The following is a 14,736-nucleotide window of genomic DNA, read 5'->3' on the forward strand; positions in this document are numbered from 1 at the left end:
TTCAGCTTTAAATTCTGTGGTGTAAGTCTTGTGTTTCTTGCTCATGGTAAACTCCTGATGAGTGTGTTTAGTTTACCAAGTTAAAACCTCCTGTTTTTTCAGCACACATCAGCCACGCGAATCGCTCGACTCAATATCGCGGCCGCTTGCCTGGCCTTCGCGGCTGCTGCAATAGTCCTATTTGCGTCCTTGTGAGTTGAGCCCCCACTAAAAACCCCGCCGAGGCGGGGTTTTTTTATGGCTATGTCCCAATACCGTGTTGCAAGGATGTTGCCGCTGACCGAAAACTGACCCAGTAGAGGCTGTTCTGCCGACTGAAAACTGACCCAGGTGTTCAACTGCTTCTGCTCAATTTTTGAGCAGGAGAACACAGGGTGATCAGTATGGAAATGATGGGCAAAATTCGCCGGATGTATTTCCGCGACAAGCTGTCGCTGCATGAGATAGCCAAGCGCACCGGGTTGGCGCGCAACACGATTCGCAAGTGGGTCAGAGCACCTGAGGCCAAGCCGCCGGTCTACCAACGCCGCGCGATCTTCAACAAACTCAGCCCTTTTCACGCCACGCTGGAGCAGGCGCTAAAAGCCGATTCGCTGCGGCCCAAGCAACAGCGGCGCAGTGCCAAGGCGCTGTTGGCGCAAATCAAAGCCGAAGGTTATGACGGTGGCTACAGCCAGCTCACCGCGTTTATCCGTGCCTGGCGAGGGGGACAGGGCAAGGCGTCGCAGGCCTTTGTGCCGCTGACCTTTGCTCTTGGCGAGGCGTTTCAGTTTGACTGGAGCGAGGAAGGCTTGCTGGTCGGCGGCATTTACCGGCGTATGCAGGTGGCACATCTGAAGCTGTGTGCCAGCCGTGCGTTCTGGCTTGTGGCGTATCCGAGCCAGGGCCATGAGATGTTATTTGACGCCCATACACGCTCGTTCGGCTCCTTGGGCGGCGTGCCGCGCCGGGGCATCTACGACAACATGAAGACCGCCGTCGACAAGGTCAATAAGGGCAAAGGCCGGGCGGTGAATGCGCGCTTTGCGGTGATGTGCGCGCATTACCTGTTCGATCCGGACTTCTGCAACGTCGCCGCTGGTTGGGAAAAGGGCATCGTTGAAAAGAACGTGCAAGACAGCCGCAGGCGTATCTGGCTAGACGCCCAGGACTGCCAGTTTCACTCCTTCGAGGAACTCAATGCCTGGCTGGGCCAGCGCTGCCGCGCGCTTTGGAACGAGCTGACGCACCCTCAATACAGCGGGCTGAGTGTGGCCGAAGTGCTGGAGTTGGAGCGCGCTGAACTGATGCCTGTGCCAGCGCCATTCGACGGTTACGTCGAGCGGCCTGCGCGGGTCTCCAGCACCTGCCTGGTCAGCGTCGGGCGCAACCGCTACTCGGTGCCGTGTGAGTATGCGGGTAAGTGGGTCAGCAGCCGTTTGTATCCGACGCGAATCGAGGTGGTGGCTGACGACGCGCTGATCGCCAGCCATGTCCGCTTGCTGGATCGCGACCAGGTCAGCTATGACTGGCAGCACTACCTCCCGCTGATCGAACGCAAGCCCGGTGCGCTGCGCAACGGCGCGCCCTTTGCTGATCTGCCGGCGCCGCTGCGTCAGCTTAAGCACGGTCTGGGGCGTCATGCCGGCGGTGACCGGATCATGGCGCAAGTTCTGGCTGCCGTACCGGTCGCCGGGCTCGATGCGGTGCTGGTGGCTGTTGAGCTGGTACTGGAAAGCGGCAGCCTGAGCGCCGAACACATCCTCAATGTCGTGGCGCGCCTGGCCGCGACCGAACCACCACCCAGCGTCGAAACCCACTTGTCGCTCAAGGAAGCCCCCGTCGCTAACACGGCGCGCTACGACCGCCTGCGTGGCCAGACCGAGGAGATCGGTCATGCGTGATTTGATGGCGGAACTCAAGGAGCTGCGCCTGCACGGCATGGCCACGGCCTGGGCGGAGTTGACTGCGCAGGGTGAGTCGAACACAGCCTCGTCCAAGTGGCTGCTCGAACACCTGCTGGAACAAGAGCACACAGATCGCGCCATGCGCTCGGTGAGCCACCAGATGAACATGGCCAAGCTGCCGATGCACCGCGACCTGGCCGGCTTCGACTTCAGCGCCTCCAGCGCAGACGCTCGTTTGATCAGCGAACTGGCCAGTCTGGCCTTTACCGACACCGCGCAGAACGTGGTGCTGATCGGTGGGCCTGGCACCGGTAAAACCCACCTGGCCACTGCGCTGGCCGTGTCCGGCATCACCCGGCACGGCAAGCGCGTGCGCTTCTACTCCACGGTCGATCTGGTCAATCTGCTGGAGCGCGAAAAGCACGACGGCAAAGCCGGGCGGATCGCCCAAGCTCTGCTGCGCATGGATCTGGTCATCCTCGACGAACTGGGTTATCTGCCCTTCAGCCAGGCCGGCGGTGCGTTGCTGTTTCACCTGCTATCCAAGCTGTACGAACACACCAGCGTGGTGATCACCACCAACCTGAGCTTCGCCGAATGGTCGAGCGTGTTCGGCGACGCCAAGATGACCACCGCCCTGCTGGATCGGCTGACCCACCACTGCCACATCGTCGAAACCGGTAACGAGTCCTATCGCCTGCAACACAGTAGCTTGGCGGCCCAGGCCAAGATCAAATCACGGGAGCGAAAGCGTAAGGGCGGCCAGGAACCGGAGGACGATGAGCCGTTCTGATTTCATGGCGACGACGGCCTGCTACATGGCTGCGTGTGGCAGGTCTTAAACAACTGAACTGGGCTAGCGAAGGAGTGGGGGCAACAGCAGCTGCGCTGGTAGACTTATCCACAGTTGCTGGTAACAAAATCAGCAATCCGCCCTGGGTCAAATTTCAATCGGCAGGGTGGGTCAATTTTCCATCAGCGCCAACACACTAAGCAACCATCAGAAAATTTTGACTGTACGCCAAAAAATTCGCATCTACCAGCATCTAAACAGGCGTTGTTGATTATCATAAAACACTGACACTGTATTATATAATCGTGCTTTTGTGTTATTTTTTTAATATTTACTGATTACGTACTTGCTTAACCACTCAGTTGCGCTATAATTAATAGACGCGAAATTTAAATCTCTAATTTTCCAACACTTAGTAAAACCTCGTTTGCCATCCCACTACCATTGTAGGAGCAAATCAGGAGACATAAAAAATTAGCGGTAGCGTGCCTGGCCCTCTAGATAAGTATTGGAGACTGTAATGAAGTTTGAAAAGTCACAGACAGCAATCGACCACCTGACTCCCGAGCAACACCGAATTACCCAGGAGGCGGGCACCGAAAGGCCCTTCACGGGCGAGTACAACGACAACAAGGAGCCTGGCATCTACGTCGACATAGTGTCGGGAGAGCCACTGTTCGCTTCGACGGACAAGTTCGATTCGGGTACTGGCTGGCCCAGCTTCACCAAGCCGATCGTTTCGGCAAACGTGAACGAGGTGCGGGACAGCGCACACGGCATGGTCCGGACGGAGGTCAGGTCAGTACACGCAGACAGTCATCTCGGCCATGTGTTCCCCGATGGTCCTTCCGACCGCGGCGGTCTGCGGTACTGCATCAACTCAGCGTCCCTTCGCTTCATCCCGCGCGACGAGATGGAGTCCGAGGGATACGGTGAATATCTCGATCAAGTAGAGGAGGCTTAACATGCATCAGCGCGCTGTTCTCGCAGGAGGATGTTTCTGGGGCATGCAGGATCTGATCCGCAAGCGGCCCGGCATCATCTCGACCCGTGTGGGTTACACGGGCGGCGATATTCCGAACGCCACGTATCGTAATCACGGCACGCATGCCGAGGGGATCGAGATTGTCTTCGACCCGACAGTGACGAGCTACCGGAACATCCTGGAATTCTTCTTCCAGATCCACGATCCGACGACGCTGAACCGCCAGGGCAATGATCGTGGGCTCTCCTACCGGTCGGGCATCTATTATGTCGACGAGGAGCAGAAGCGCGTCGCCGAGGATACGATCGCCGATGTGGATGCCTCGGGGCTGTGGGATGGCAAAGTGGTGACCGAGGTCCAGCCGGTCGGCGAGTTCTGGGAGGCCGAGCCCGATCACCAGGATTATCTGGAGAAGCGCCCGGGCGGCTACACCTGCCACTTCGTCCGTCCCGGCTGGGTGCTTCCGAAGCGCCAAAAGGTTGACGACGTACAGCCAGCGGCCGGGACCGCGGCGGAATAGGCTTCACTGCCGTTGCCACTGCGCCGGTCCGGTCCGCAATCTTCGTGACCGCGTCGTTCAGCGACGCGGTCATCGAACCCTACTTCAGAGTGACGGCTCGTTCCAGTCAGTCGCCATCGCAACACCAGGATCGCAGATTTATGCCAGACCTCTCGTCCTTTCCGATCACGCAGCGCTGGCCGGCATCTCATCCCGATCGCCTGCAACTCTACGCAGCCCCTACGCCCAATGGCGTCAAGGTCTCGATCATGCTTGAGGAGACTGGCCTGGCGTACGAGCCCCACCTGATCGACATCTCGAACAACGAGTCGAAGGATCCGGCGTTCGTGTCGCTGAACCCGAACGGACGCATACCGGCGATCATCGATCCGGCTGGCCCTGACGGTAGACCCATCGCCTTATGGGAATCCGGTGCGATCCTCCTCTATCTGGCCGACAAGACGGGTCAGTTCATCTCCACCGAACCAGGCCAGCGTTACGAGACCCTAGCGTGGGTGTTCTTTCAGATGTCGGCCATCGGGCCGATGTTCGGTCAGCTCGGCTTCTTCCTGCGATTTGGCGGCAAGGACTATGAGGACAAGCGGCCGCAACAGCGCTTTATCGACGAATCCACGCGTCTGCTGGGGATTCTGGATCGCCGGCTGGAAGGCCGCGACTGGATCGTCGACGACTATTCGATCGCGGACATCGCGACGCTCGGCTGGGTGAATGCGCTGGTGGAATTCTACGCTGCGGGTGACATCCTTGGCCTCAGCAGCTTTTCGAACGTCCGCGCATGGCTTGGACGCGGGCTGGCTCGACCGGCCGTCCAGCGTGGCCTCCACATTCCCGCGAGGCCAGCATGAGCATCATCGCCGCCTATTATTACAACGAAGGCAAGCGAGTTCGCGAAATCGCGCTCGATGAGCACGTCAAGTTGGGCGAGAGTCGCTCGGGCTTCTGCTGGATCGCGCTTAGCGAACCCACCCCCGAGGAACTACTCGCGATCCAAAGGACATATAATCTTCATCCGTTGGCGATCGACAACGCGATGCACCCGCTGTGCCCGCCCAAGCTCGAGGTCTACAACGATGAGTTGTACGTCGTCGCGCAGACCGCCGAGCTGGTCGGCGACCGGATCAGCTACGGCAAGATGGCGATCTTCACCGGTCACAATCACCTTATCACCGTGCGGCACGGCAATGCCGGAGCGCTGGGCAAACTTCGGGAGCAACTCGAGGCATCGCCGACGCAGTTCGGCAAGGGTGTCAACTATGTGCTGCACGCGATCTTGCATCGCGTGGTCGACCAGTATCTGCCCATCTTCGAAATGATCGAGGACGACGTCCTGGCGATGGAGCGACGGTCGCTGCACGATTTCCTCGGGCCAGAAGAGGTGGCGCGAATCTTCGAACTAAGGTCCGAACTCACGCGGTTCCAGCGCACGCTCAGGGCTATGGCCGAGCTGGTGCGAAAGCTCGTTCGCGGCCACTTTCCCTGCATCAGCGCCGAAATGACACCATATTTCCACGACGTCGCGGACCATGTCCACCGCGTGCAGTCCATGGTCGACGGCCTCCTGCTTGTCCTGTCCACGGTCTTTGAGGCCAGCAGCCTTCTGGAAGCGCAAAGGATCGGTGTGGTCACCCGCCAGCTCGCGGCCTGGGCGGCAATACTGGCAGTCCCGACGGCGATCGCTGGAATATACGGCATGAACTTTAAGCACATGCCGGAGCTGGACACGGCCTACGGATACTTTGTCGTGCTCGGAGTGATAGCGATATCGTGCGTTTTCCTATTTGTGTGCTTCAAGAAGGCTAAGTGGCTGTGAATACTGCCCATCGTTTTCTTCGCCGTCATCTGACGGTTACAGCGGGCCTTATACGGAAGCTTGTCCAATCCAACTCAAGATGAAGGTGCGTCCATGACATAGCAGCTGACCGACGCTCTACAAGCAGTTCAGTCCTTCATCGCCAAGGGCTAAGACCGCGAATAGCGCGTCAAGGACAGCAATCTCGTCGATCTCGAGCCAGGATCAACCATCGGTCCGTGCGGCATCTGCGTCGACGCGGCGTTTCGCCTCGGAAGCGGTGATGATGGCGATAACGCCTCCACCCTCTACGCGATCACCGATCCGGCGACCGAGCATAAGGGCCTGTTGATCGACGTGTTCGATGAAATCTGCTACCGCGACCCAGTTCAAGAGTCGGGACCTCAATGTAGAAGAAGTTGACTAACGAGCATTCGCGTCATCCGATCAAGCAAGCTGGAGACATTTATGAAAGCCATTGGTTACAAGGTTCCGGGACCCATCGCCGCGGATGCCGCGCTGGTCGACATCAATCTGCCTCGGCCTGTCGCTGCAGGATACGATATCCTGGTTGAGGTGAAGGCCGTCTCGGTCAACCCGGTCGACTACAAGGTCCGCAACAGCACGCCGCCGGCAGATGGCGATTGGAAGGTGCTGGGATGGGATGCCGCCGGGATTGTGCGCGAGGTCGGCCCCGACGTCACGCAGTTCGAGTTAGGCGACGAGGTCTATTATGCCGGATCGATCACACGGCCCGGTACCAATGCGGAGTTCCATCTCGTCGACGCCCGGATTGTCGGTCACAAACCTGCGTCGCTCTCCTGGGCGGAAGCGGCGGCGCTGCCGCTGACGACGTTGACGGCCTGGGAGGCGATGTTCGACCGCCTGGACGTGGCGAAGCCCGTACCCGGTGCGGCGGAGGCGATCCTCATCATCGGTGGCGCGGGCGGGGTTGGGTCGATCGCCGTCCAGATCGCGCGACAGCGCACGGACCTCACCGTCATCGCCACAGCCTCTCGACCGGAAACCCAAGAGTGGGTAAGAGGGCTTGGAGCTCACCACGTCATCGACCATTCTCGTCCGCTCGCGCCACAGATCGCCGAACTCGGCATCGGTGCTCCCGCTTTCGTCTTTTCGACCACACATACCGAGCAACATGTCGCCGACATCGCCGAACTGATCGCCCCACAAGGACGGTTCGGACTGATCGACGATCCCAAGGCATTCGATATCATGGTTTTCAAGCGCAAGGCGGTGTCGATCCACCACGAGCTGATGTTCACGCGGTCGATCTACGGCACGCCCGACATGAATGAGCAGGGCGAGATTCTGGATGCGATGGCAGCGCTGGTTGACGACGGCAAAATCCGCACGACGCTGACCCGGCGACTGTCGCCGATCAATGCCGCCAATCTGAAGACGGTGCATGCACTGATCGAAAGTGGCGCGGCTAAAGGCAAGATCGTCCTCGAAGGCTTCTAACGACCGCGATCGCCAAACATCTTGTCCAACCTCAAAAAGCCGAACGGGTTATGCCCCAGCGATGAGAATCCCATGACCAAATCTATTGCCACCGCCTCGATCAACCGCGAAACCGCAGTCGCCCTCATCGACGCGGCGCTCGCTGCGGCCCGTGCCATCGGCATCCCGGCTGCCGTCGCCGTCGTCGACGCCACCGGTAACCTGCGCGCGTTCGAGCGCACCGACGATGCGCCGTTCCTTACCGTCGATGTTGCCATCGACAAGGCCTGGAGTTCCGCCTCGTTTGGGTTCCCGACCCATGTCTGGAACGACTATGTGACCAACGATCCAAAAGTGGCGCCGCTAGCCTATCGCCCTCGGATGGTCGCTGTCGGCGGCGGTTATCCGATTCTGGAGGATGGGAAGTTGATCGGCGGCATAGGCATCTCCGGAGGCAACTATCAGCAGGATCAGGATGCGTGCGTCGAGGCACTCATGAAAATCGGGTTCCAGTTGCCAGCCTGACGACTGTGAGGCCATCACCGGTGGTAATGGCCAACAGATCCAACCTTTGAGAGGCCTAATGATGGAAGCGTTCGTCGTCTTTACGCGGGAAGAAACCAGCGACCCACATGCACTCGCAACCTATTCTGCAGGCGTCGGACCATCGTTCGATGGTCACGACGTTACCTTTCTCGCCGCTTATGGCGCGATCCAGCATTTGGAGGGGCCGCCCATCGAAGGGGCCGTAATCTTGCGTTTCCCGACGATGCAGGCCGCTCGCGACTGGTATGACAGTCCCGCCTACCAAACCATCGCTGCTCAACGCTTTGCCGGTTCCCGTTACCGCGCCTTTATCATTGAAGGGCGGCGGTGACATACCGACAGAAGCACTTCGGCGCTGACCACGAGGTATCGGCGTGTGAACTCGCATCTTGGGAATCTGTGGGGGGGACCAAGACAGCGGCGCTAGGGGCTCATATCGTCGATCGGATCAGAGAGTTGCTCGGCGAGAATGGGTTATCTATTGCCGAGCTGACGGAGCGGAGCCGCCCTCTCCCAACGGATTGATTCAATCGTTGACGCTCCTCCTATCCGGATCCGGGTTTTCGCACGCTGATCAACAGAGTTACAGCGCGCAACGCCTGTAGTGGGCATCAGGGGATGGGTGGCAATCAGGATGATTGCCCACCTTCCAACGATTAACCTTGCTCAAGTTGCTTCACTAGTCGCTCCGCGTCGAGATGGAAGTCCGAGAAAACAATGCTACCGCCAGCGTCGATAACCGTAAACCACGGAGTTCCTCGTGTGCGGTAGTCTTCCATGAAGGTTGGAAACGGCGAGCCGGTCGGTTGCTCGTCGTGACCGAAAACGATAGGAAGCTCATACTTGAGCTGGTTCACGCGCAACTTCTCGAAGGTATTCTCATGCGTTCCTTCGAAGACGGTCTGGATCACTGCGAACCCCACGTCTTTTGAGCTCAACGCTGCATGCAACTTTTGTAGCGTCGGAAACCCATGCAAATGGCAACCTTGGCACCAATGCTGGAAGGCAAACAAGATTTTCGGGCCGGGCCCGATATCTGACAGTTTGAACGGCGCGATACTTTCCCCATCTTTGCCAATCCATTTTTGCACCCGCAGCTCAGGCGCTTGTCGTTCGATCTCGTTCATCTGATCCTCCAACCCCGATACAGAAGCTTAGTGGATGATCGCGCGTCGCGACGGTGCGCGAACGTCCGACCTTATTTTCCCTATTTCCTGAAGCCAGAATAGATCAGATCGACATTTCGTCCTTAATATACTCAAGCTGCCGGCGAGCGCGAACTGGGCAACCATGCGCTGGTGAGCCTTGAGCTTTGCACGCTGCCCATCCGTTTGAGAGCGAACCTGCAACTTCCGCTCCGCATACCGCAGATCAGCGTACGCAGCCTTGGGGTTATCTACCCTATAGCCATTGGGTATTGGGAATCATGCTGGCCTGACGCTATGTTCGATACGCGATTTTTTACGATGATAGAGCATCTGTATCTGATTTTTAGTCGATTGGCTTATTCGGCGGATGTGCGGGCAAATGCTTTACGCAGAGTACTGAAATGAAGGCCGGCTTCGGTCTGCCGTATCGAGCAAGAGGGGTCACTATGGTCACCAGAGGTTTCACCGGTCGCGGTTCAGGCGACCAGTCCGATCGGATTCCGCCAGGTCAGCATCTGGTGGAGGATTTCCCTGTTCTGTCGGCCGGCCCTACGCCGAGGGTAGAGCCCTCCGACTGGAAATTCACAGTCAAAATTGGTCCGAAGCCCGTCAAAACGTGGAATTGGGGCGAATTCAACACTCTACCAAAGACCCAGGTGACAAAGGATATTCACTGCGTCACCTCTTGGTCCAAACTGGATACCGTTTGGGAGGGTGTACTCATTGAAGACATCCTTGCAGATGCAGAGCTTGATCGGCCTACCGATTTCGTCTTGGCGCACTGCTACGATAATTATTCGACAAACGTCCCTCTGACGGATCTGCTTTCCGGGAAAGCGATGGTCGCCCTCAGTTATGCGGGCAAGCCACTTTCCCGCGATCATGGGGGGCCGGCGCGTCTTCTAGTGCCGCACCTTTACTTCTGGAAATCCGCCAAATGGGTGAATGCGCTGCAATTCACGACGCGTGACGAGGCCGGCTTTTGGGAGCTGCACGGCTATCACATCTACGGCGATCCGTGGCGCGAACAACGATACACCCATGACTGAAAACGAAGCGCAAGTCCGTTCGTGGCAATCATGCGTGATCGACGACATCATCCAGCAAACACCGAGTATCAAGAGCTTCTTCCTTCGGTTGAGCAAGCCGTTCGCGCACACCGCAGGTCAGCACGTCGATATCCGGCTGACCGCGCCCGACGGCTACAGTGCAATGCGCAGCTACTCGATCGCGTCATCGGCAGTTTCGACCCCGATCGTCGAGATAGCTATCGAGCGCATGCCGGATGCCGAAGTTTCGCCGTTTTTTCACGACATCGCGGCGATTGGTGACGAAATCGAAGTTCGCGGTCCGCTCGGTGGCCATTTCCTTTGGCCTGAGCCTGCCATAGATCCGGTTCTGTTGATCGGGGGAGGCTCCGGCCTCGTGCCGTTGATGGCAATGATCCGGCAGCGCCGCGCATTGGCCCAAGCCGTTCCGACAGCGTTGCTCCTGTCCGCACGAACCGCCGAGGACGTTCTCTTCTCAGAAGAACTTCATTGCATCGAAATCAGCGATCCGGCGTTCGTCCTGGCGCTCGCGATTACGCGCGAGAAACCGGTTCGCGCATCGGACTTTGCGCGACGGATCGACGGCATGATGGTCCAAGAAATTCTAACCAGGCTTCAGGGAAAGCCGACGCAAGTGTTCGTCTGCGGGTCTAACGGATTCGTCAACATCGCAACCGATAGCGCGCTGCTGGCGGGCTTGGACGCCTCCATCATCAAGACGGAGCGCTACGGGGGCTAGCGGCGCGAGCTATCTCACGTCGCGCCGATCGTAGACGTGCGCCCTGGGAAGCTTTGGCGATCAACGTGAACCGTTTTGCCGAACACAGTCTTCGTACCCCCCGGCCTCTAGAACGCCTTCGCTCGCGATACCTGGCTCGACATCAAGCTCAATTTGAAAGTTCCTGCACTATCCGTCGTCCTGATATGCTCGACCAGCATGATGGGCGATTCGAGCGGGACCGCTTCCGTCCCAATCGAGGCTCGGTTACCTTAGAGCATCGGCTCGGCGCTACAGGAGGCGCGTGCGGCCTCTGCCTGGCGGTGAAAGCACTTTGGGCCATGTCGCCTGGATAGCGGCCAATCGTCAGCATCTGCTCCGATGTCGGCCAAGGTGCAGTCGCCATCTTTGAACGCCGCGAATTGGAGATCAACGCCATGACAGCGATCCGCGTGCAACTGCCGGAGATGCAATATGACAACTGATGTATTGCTGTACACCACGAATTGGTGCCCGTTCTGCCGCCGAGCGAAGGCGCTCCTCAAGGAAAAGGGCGTGCGATGGAAGGAGCTCGATATTGAGGCGGATCCGGCTCACCGGCAGGCCATGGCGGAAGCGTCGGGGCGAAGCTCCGTGCCGCAGATCTTCATCAATGGCACCCTTATCGGTGGCTCCGATGAGCTATTCGCGCTCGATGTCAGAGGCGAGCTCGACAAACTTCTCGGGCGCAACCCGCCTGCCACCTGAGGAGGTGCGGCTTGGGGCAGCCAGCCCGCGAGCCTTCGCCGGTTGATGAATACAAAAGGAGAGTCCGTTGGTCTCAGCCATCTGGAAAGACACTACTATCGCCACAAGCGACGAAACAGTCATCGTCGAGGGAAATCACTACTTCCCACCGTCAGGAGTCGACCTGAGCCTGCTTGAGATGAGCCCGCACACATCTGTCTGTCCGATCAAAGGCGCCGCGCGCTTCTTTCATGTTCGCGCGGGTGACGCGCTCAACGTGAACGCCGCTTGGACCTATCCCGCCCCCACTCCGGATGCCGAGGGTATCCGGGATTACATCGCTTTCTGGAAAGGCGTGGACGTTGCCTAGCAGACTGGACGGACGACTTCGCTGATAGCCATGCGGGCGCCGACATCTCAATTATCCTGCCCACCCCGGGCCTCGTCGGCTGCAGGAATCTGCCCGGCACCTTAGCGCGACCCGGCACTGGCGGTCTCGCACCCGCCGCGCCTCTGTTCTATCAATAAGGATGGATGACATGGAGCATTCCGAGTTCGATGCCGCTTTCGCGAAGCTTGCGGAGGGATACAGAGAAGGGACTTATGAAGGCCGGCGTTTCAGCTTGATCGTCCGGCGATCTGGGGACGGACGTCGCAACAGTCTGTTCGCCAGGGAGTTGGACGGGACTGACATTGTCAGCTTCAACCTCTTCCGCGTTACATCAGATAGGACATTGTTGAAGCCGTGCGAAATGTCCGCCGAAAAGGTCGTAGCGTTCGTGCTGGAGTTCCGACCGGACACCTGACGGGCAGAAGAAGATCCCGGCCAACCGGCGCGCCTGCGACGGCCGGCTATCTAAGGCTGCGCAAGCCTATAGCCGCAGCTCATTGCACTTCGTCTGGCGAGGAATTCAACATCGATACGTCGCCATCCGCGGGGATATCGGTACAGGCGCCCGTGTAAGCCAGATTGAGAAATCCTAAGCGATGACTAACACCAATGACGCCACCCTTCCGACACATTCTATTCTTGAGGAATGCACAGCGATGGCTGTCGTCAACGCTCTGAAGATTATTCTGAAGAACAGCTACGCGATCTACCTTAAGACAAAAAATGCCACTCGGGCGCATCCCGCCCCTACTTCAGGGACTTTCACTTGCTTCTCGCTCTGTCACTCACAGCATCGGCACGCCCATGACGCATGGTATCCAGGCCTCATAATTTTCCCATATAACCTTCTTGTCTTTTGCGCACCCAGAAAGACTCGAGGCTTTAACTGGACAGATGAGCCCTCGAGGGTAGTGTTCACCTGATTGGCTTTCTCATATCTGATGTTGATTCGCACAGTGTGCCAACCAGGTGATAGTTTCAAAAAACCTGCGCTTCAGAGCGAATTAGACGATCTTCGATAAGAGCGATCCGCCTCAAAATCCAAAACATCTAACATTGTCCTAGAGCCATATTTGTACCTAGTACTATGGCGCTCCCATTAACACATTTGATGATGCACAGAAAACTTAGCTCATGATAGCTTTCAGCTAACAGCTATTCGGAAGCCCGAAAGGATTCAACCGTTTAAGCGTGAACCGTCGATTATAAATACTTTCGTAAGTTAGCTTTAAAGGACGCTTTTAGTCCTTGTAAATACGCATTACGACTCCACAGCTACCAAATCCATACGGCGCCAGCAACCATTAAAACACCCGACACTACTAAAACAATAGTAGAGGCGCGATTGCTGCCTTTCAAAGTATGACCAACACCCACATCCATAACTAGGTGTCGAATTCCGGCTACGAGATGATAAATAAATGAAGAGTATACCAACCAGAAACTAACTTTGCCGAAAGGTGAAGAAAAAATCTCCTTGACTTCATTAAAACCCTTTTCTGACTCCAACGATTTGCTCAGCATATACAGTATCAGTCCCAGAAAAATAAAGAGCATAATTCCTGAAATCCGGTGCAGAATCGATGTAAGCGCCGTGAGAGGAAGCTGAATGGTTCGAATATCAAGATTAACCGGCCGCTTTTTATTCATTTTGACTCCAGTCAACAATTCTAGTGGGGGATTTCAGTTTTCGATCTCATTCATCATAGCAGCTGTAACAAAAATAAAGAAGCATGGACGACTCTCAATGAGTTTATTTCGCTATGGTTTAGACTATGTTCAAATGGCGATTCAGCGTTTAATTGGTTTTGGGAAAAAAGAAGAGTTTAAGGAAATTTTGGCAATTTTAAGAAGGCAGAATCCTGATAGGATAAGGGTTCTGTGAAATTTGTCGTGTACAGAGAAAATATGGATATTTTTGGCAGGGACTTTGGCATCACGGATTGCAAATGCAGCAGCAGCCATACCTGCGATACCACCACCAATAATCCAAAGATGGGACTGTTGTGCGTCTAATGGGGTGCGCTTCTTCTTTTGCATGGTTCACCTTTAATAATGATGTTAAAAACTATGAAGTATAAAATGTGATTTAGAAAAACCTTAAAAATAGTATGACTTTTTATATATGAAAAATGTATGAAATGGGAAGCAATTTACTCATTATATTTTGTAATCAAAAAAATGTAAGTAATGGTTATTTTTAATACACATTTGTATTTTTTTAAAATAAAATATGATTTAAGTAATTGATTTTATTATTTTATAGAGTAGTCACTCTATTTTGATCGTATTTGTTTGTGTCTGAAGAATGTGTTTGAAACTAGGCTTTCTATTGATCATTAAAAGATATAATTGAATAATAGATCTCTTTCATAAATCAAAAAACGAGCACCTTTTTGATTGATATTTGTACTCTAATTTTCTTAGCATTCGTGCATAATCTGCGGATGAAATACATTGATTCAAAGAAGCTTTCTGAAACACAGTTTAAGCGATATACAGGCATCTCATGGTCAACCTTTTATTTAAATGGTTGAGCAATTGCAGAAGCATGTTCCAGCTAAAGGCAGACCACCCAAGTGGCACTGTTGCAAATAACCACGAATGGTAAGTTGAAGACTGTTTTAGCTAAAGGTGCAGCATATGAATCCTTTCCATGGTCGGCATTTTCAGGGCGAAATCATTCTTTGGGCTGTGCGCTGGTATTGTAAATATGGCATTAGC

17 protein-coding genes and 3 pseudogenes are annotated in these 14,736 nt (G+C 55.8%); 16 read left to right on the forward strand and 4 right to left on the reverse strand.

The window, feature by feature from the left end; translation table 11 throughout:
* Nucleotides 1-383: 383 nt before the first annotated feature.
* The 6 genes from istA (at nt 384) to WFH18_RS14275 (ending at nt 5,994) form a co-directional block, all read left to right on the forward strand.
* Complete coding sequence (gene istA / locus WFH18_RS14250; RefSeq protein WP_024012635.1) at nt 384-1,883, forward strand: IS21-like element ISPst3 family transposase; 1,500 nt, start codon at nt 384-386, stop codon at nt 1,881-1,883.
* Nucleotides 1,876-2,679 (forward strand): IS21-like element ISPst3 family helper ATPase IstB, encoded by an 804-nt coding sequence (gene istB / locus WFH18_RS14255; RefSeq protein ID WP_010454871.1) that lies wholly within the window; start codon nt 1,876-1,878, stop codon nt 2,677-2,679. The genes istA and istB overlap by 8 nt, the downstream gene beginning before the upstream one ends.
* A gap of 520 nt (nt 2,680-3,199) precedes the next feature.
* Nucleotides 3,200-3,643 carry a peptide-methionine (R)-S-oxide reductase MsrB gene (gene msrB, locus WFH18_RS14260; RefSeq protein WP_003464965.1) on the forward strand — a complete coding sequence of 148 codons (444 nt, stop codon included), beginning with the start codon at nt 3,200-3,202 and terminating at the stop codon, nt 3,641-3,643.
* A gap of 1 nt (nt 3,644) precedes the next feature.
* Entirely contained in the window at nt 3,645-4,184 is a 540-nt protein-coding gene (msrA, locus tag WFH18_RS14265; RefSeq protein WP_003464967.1) for a peptide-methionine (S)-S-oxide reductase MsrA, read from the forward strand.
* A 140-nt stretch (nt 4,185-4,324) separates the two neighbouring features.
* The gene (locus WFH18_RS14270; RefSeq protein ID WP_003464969.1) at nt 4,325-5,029 is read left to right on the forward strand and encodes a glutathione S-transferase N-terminal domain-containing protein; all 705 of its coding nucleotides are present in this window, start codon (nt 4,325-4,327) and stop codon (nt 5,027-5,029) included.
* Nucleotides 5,026-5,994 carry a magnesium and cobalt transport protein CorA gene (locus WFH18_RS14275; protein WP_336755098.1) on the forward strand — a complete coding sequence of 323 codons (969 nt, stop codon included), beginning with the start codon at nt 5,026-5,028 and terminating at the stop codon, nt 5,992-5,994. The genes WFH18_RS14270 and WFH18_RS14275 overlap by 4 nt, the downstream gene beginning before the upstream one ends.
* A 204-nt stretch (nt 5,995-6,198) precedes the next feature.
* Here the strand turns inward: WFH18_RS14275 and WFH18_RS14280 are convergent, their stop codons facing one another.
* Entirely contained in the window at nt 6,199-6,366 is a 168-nt protein-coding gene (locus tag WFH18_RS14280) for a hypothetical protein (protein ID WP_016487060.1), read from the reverse strand.
* Between the two features lie 75 nt (nt 6,367-6,441).
* On the opposite strand from WFH18_RS14280, the gene WFH18_RS14285 reads away from it, so the two are divergent.
* The 3 genes from WFH18_RS14285 (at nt 6,442) to WFH18_RS14295 (ending at nt 8,311) form a co-directional block, all read left to right on the forward strand.
* Complete coding sequence (locus WFH18_RS14285; protein ID WP_002118279.1) at nt 6,442-7,455, forward strand: zinc-binding alcohol dehydrogenase family protein; 1,014 nt, start codon at nt 6,442-6,444, stop codon at nt 7,453-7,455.
* Nucleotides 7,456-7,527: 72 nt separating this feature from the next.
* The gene (locus WFH18_RS14290) at nt 7,528-7,959 is read left to right on the forward strand and encodes a GlcG/HbpS family heme-binding protein (protein WP_005006001.1); all 432 of its coding nucleotides are present in this window, start codon (nt 7,528-7,530) and stop codon (nt 7,957-7,959) included.
* A 58-nt stretch (nt 7,960-8,017) separates the two neighbouring features.
* Nucleotides 8,018-8,311: a DUF1330 domain-containing protein gene (locus tag WFH18_RS14295; RefSeq protein ID WP_010591688.1), complete on the forward strand. Its 294-nt coding sequence runs from the start codon at nt 8,018-8,020 to the stop codon at nt 8,309-8,311.
* A 325-nt stretch (nt 8,312-8,636) separates the two neighbouring features.
* Here WFH18_RS14295 and WFH18_RS14300 read toward each other — a convergent pair whose 3' ends face one another.
* Nucleotides 8,637-9,107, reverse strand: coding sequence for a TlpA family protein disulfide reductase (locus WFH18_RS14300; RefSeq protein ID WP_003464979.1), 471 nt, complete (start codon nt 9,105-9,107; stop codon nt 8,637-8,639).
* A gap of 185 nt (nt 9,108-9,292) precedes the next feature.
* On the opposite strand from WFH18_RS14300, the gene WFH18_RS14305 reads away from it, so the two are divergent.
* The 5 genes from WFH18_RS14305 (at nt 9,293) to WFH18_RS14325 (ending at nt 11,991) form a co-directional block, all read left to right on the forward strand.
* Nucleotides 9,293-9,418: a hypothetical protein gene (locus WFH18_RS14305; protein WP_256380712.1), complete on the forward strand. Its 126-nt coding sequence runs from the start codon at nt 9,293-9,295 to the stop codon at nt 9,416-9,418.
* 156 nt (nt 9,419-9,574) lie between these two features.
* A complete protein-coding gene (locus WFH18_RS14310) occupies nt 9,575-10,177 on the forward strand; it encodes a sulfite oxidase-like oxidoreductase (protein WP_003464980.1) in 603 nt (200 codons plus the stop codon).
* A complete protein-coding gene (locus WFH18_RS14315; protein WP_002118292.1) occupies nt 10,170-10,916 on the forward strand; it encodes a ferredoxin reductase in 747 nt (248 codons plus the stop codon). Before WFH18_RS14310 ends, WFH18_RS14315 begins: the two co-directional genes overlap by 8 nt.
* A 453-nt stretch (nt 10,917-11,369) precedes the next feature.
* Nucleotides 11,370-11,642, forward strand: a complete 273-nt coding sequence (grxC, locus tag WFH18_RS14320; protein WP_005005995.1) for a glutaredoxin 3 — start codon at nt 11,370-11,372, stop codon at nt 11,640-11,642.
* A 67-nt stretch (nt 11,643-11,709) separates the two neighbouring features.
* Nucleotides 11,710-11,991, forward strand: a complete 282-nt coding sequence (locus WFH18_RS14325) for a DUF427 domain-containing protein (protein ID WP_003464986.1) — start codon at nt 11,710-11,712, stop codon at nt 11,989-11,991.
* Nucleotides 11,992-13,287: 1,296 nt separating this feature from the next.
* On the opposite strand, the gene sdhC is transcribed toward WFH18_RS14325, so the two are convergent.
* Complete coding sequence (gene sdhC, locus WFH18_RS14330; protein WP_005005993.1) at nt 13,288-13,662, reverse strand: succinate dehydrogenase, cytochrome b556 subunit; 375 nt, start codon at nt 13,660-13,662, stop codon at nt 13,288-13,290.
* 70 nt (nt 13,663-13,732) lie between these two features.
* Between sdhC and WFH18_RS14335 the strand changes: the two are divergent.
* A pseudogene (locus WFH18_RS14335) lies at nt 13,733-13,897 on the forward strand (IS4-like element ISAba33 family transposase); the annotation flags it as partial.
* A gap of 5 nt (nt 13,898-13,902) precedes the next feature.
* Here the strand turns inward: WFH18_RS14335 and WFH18_RS14340 are convergent.
* A pseudogene (locus tag WFH18_RS14340) lies at nt 13,903-14,052 on the reverse strand (oleate hydratase); the annotation flags it as partial.
* A 603-nt stretch (nt 14,053-14,655) separates the two neighbouring features.
* Here WFH18_RS14340 and WFH18_RS14345 point away from each other — a divergent pair.
* Nucleotides 14,656-14,736: pseudogene (locus tag WFH18_RS14345) on the forward strand (IS6 family transposase); the annotation flags it as partial.

The organism is Acinetobacter sp. USHLN143 (assembly GCF_037145695.1).
Taxonomy (GTDB): domain Bacteria; phylum Pseudomonadota; class Gammaproteobacteria; order Pseudomonadales; family Moraxellaceae; genus Acinetobacter; species Acinetobacter fasciculus.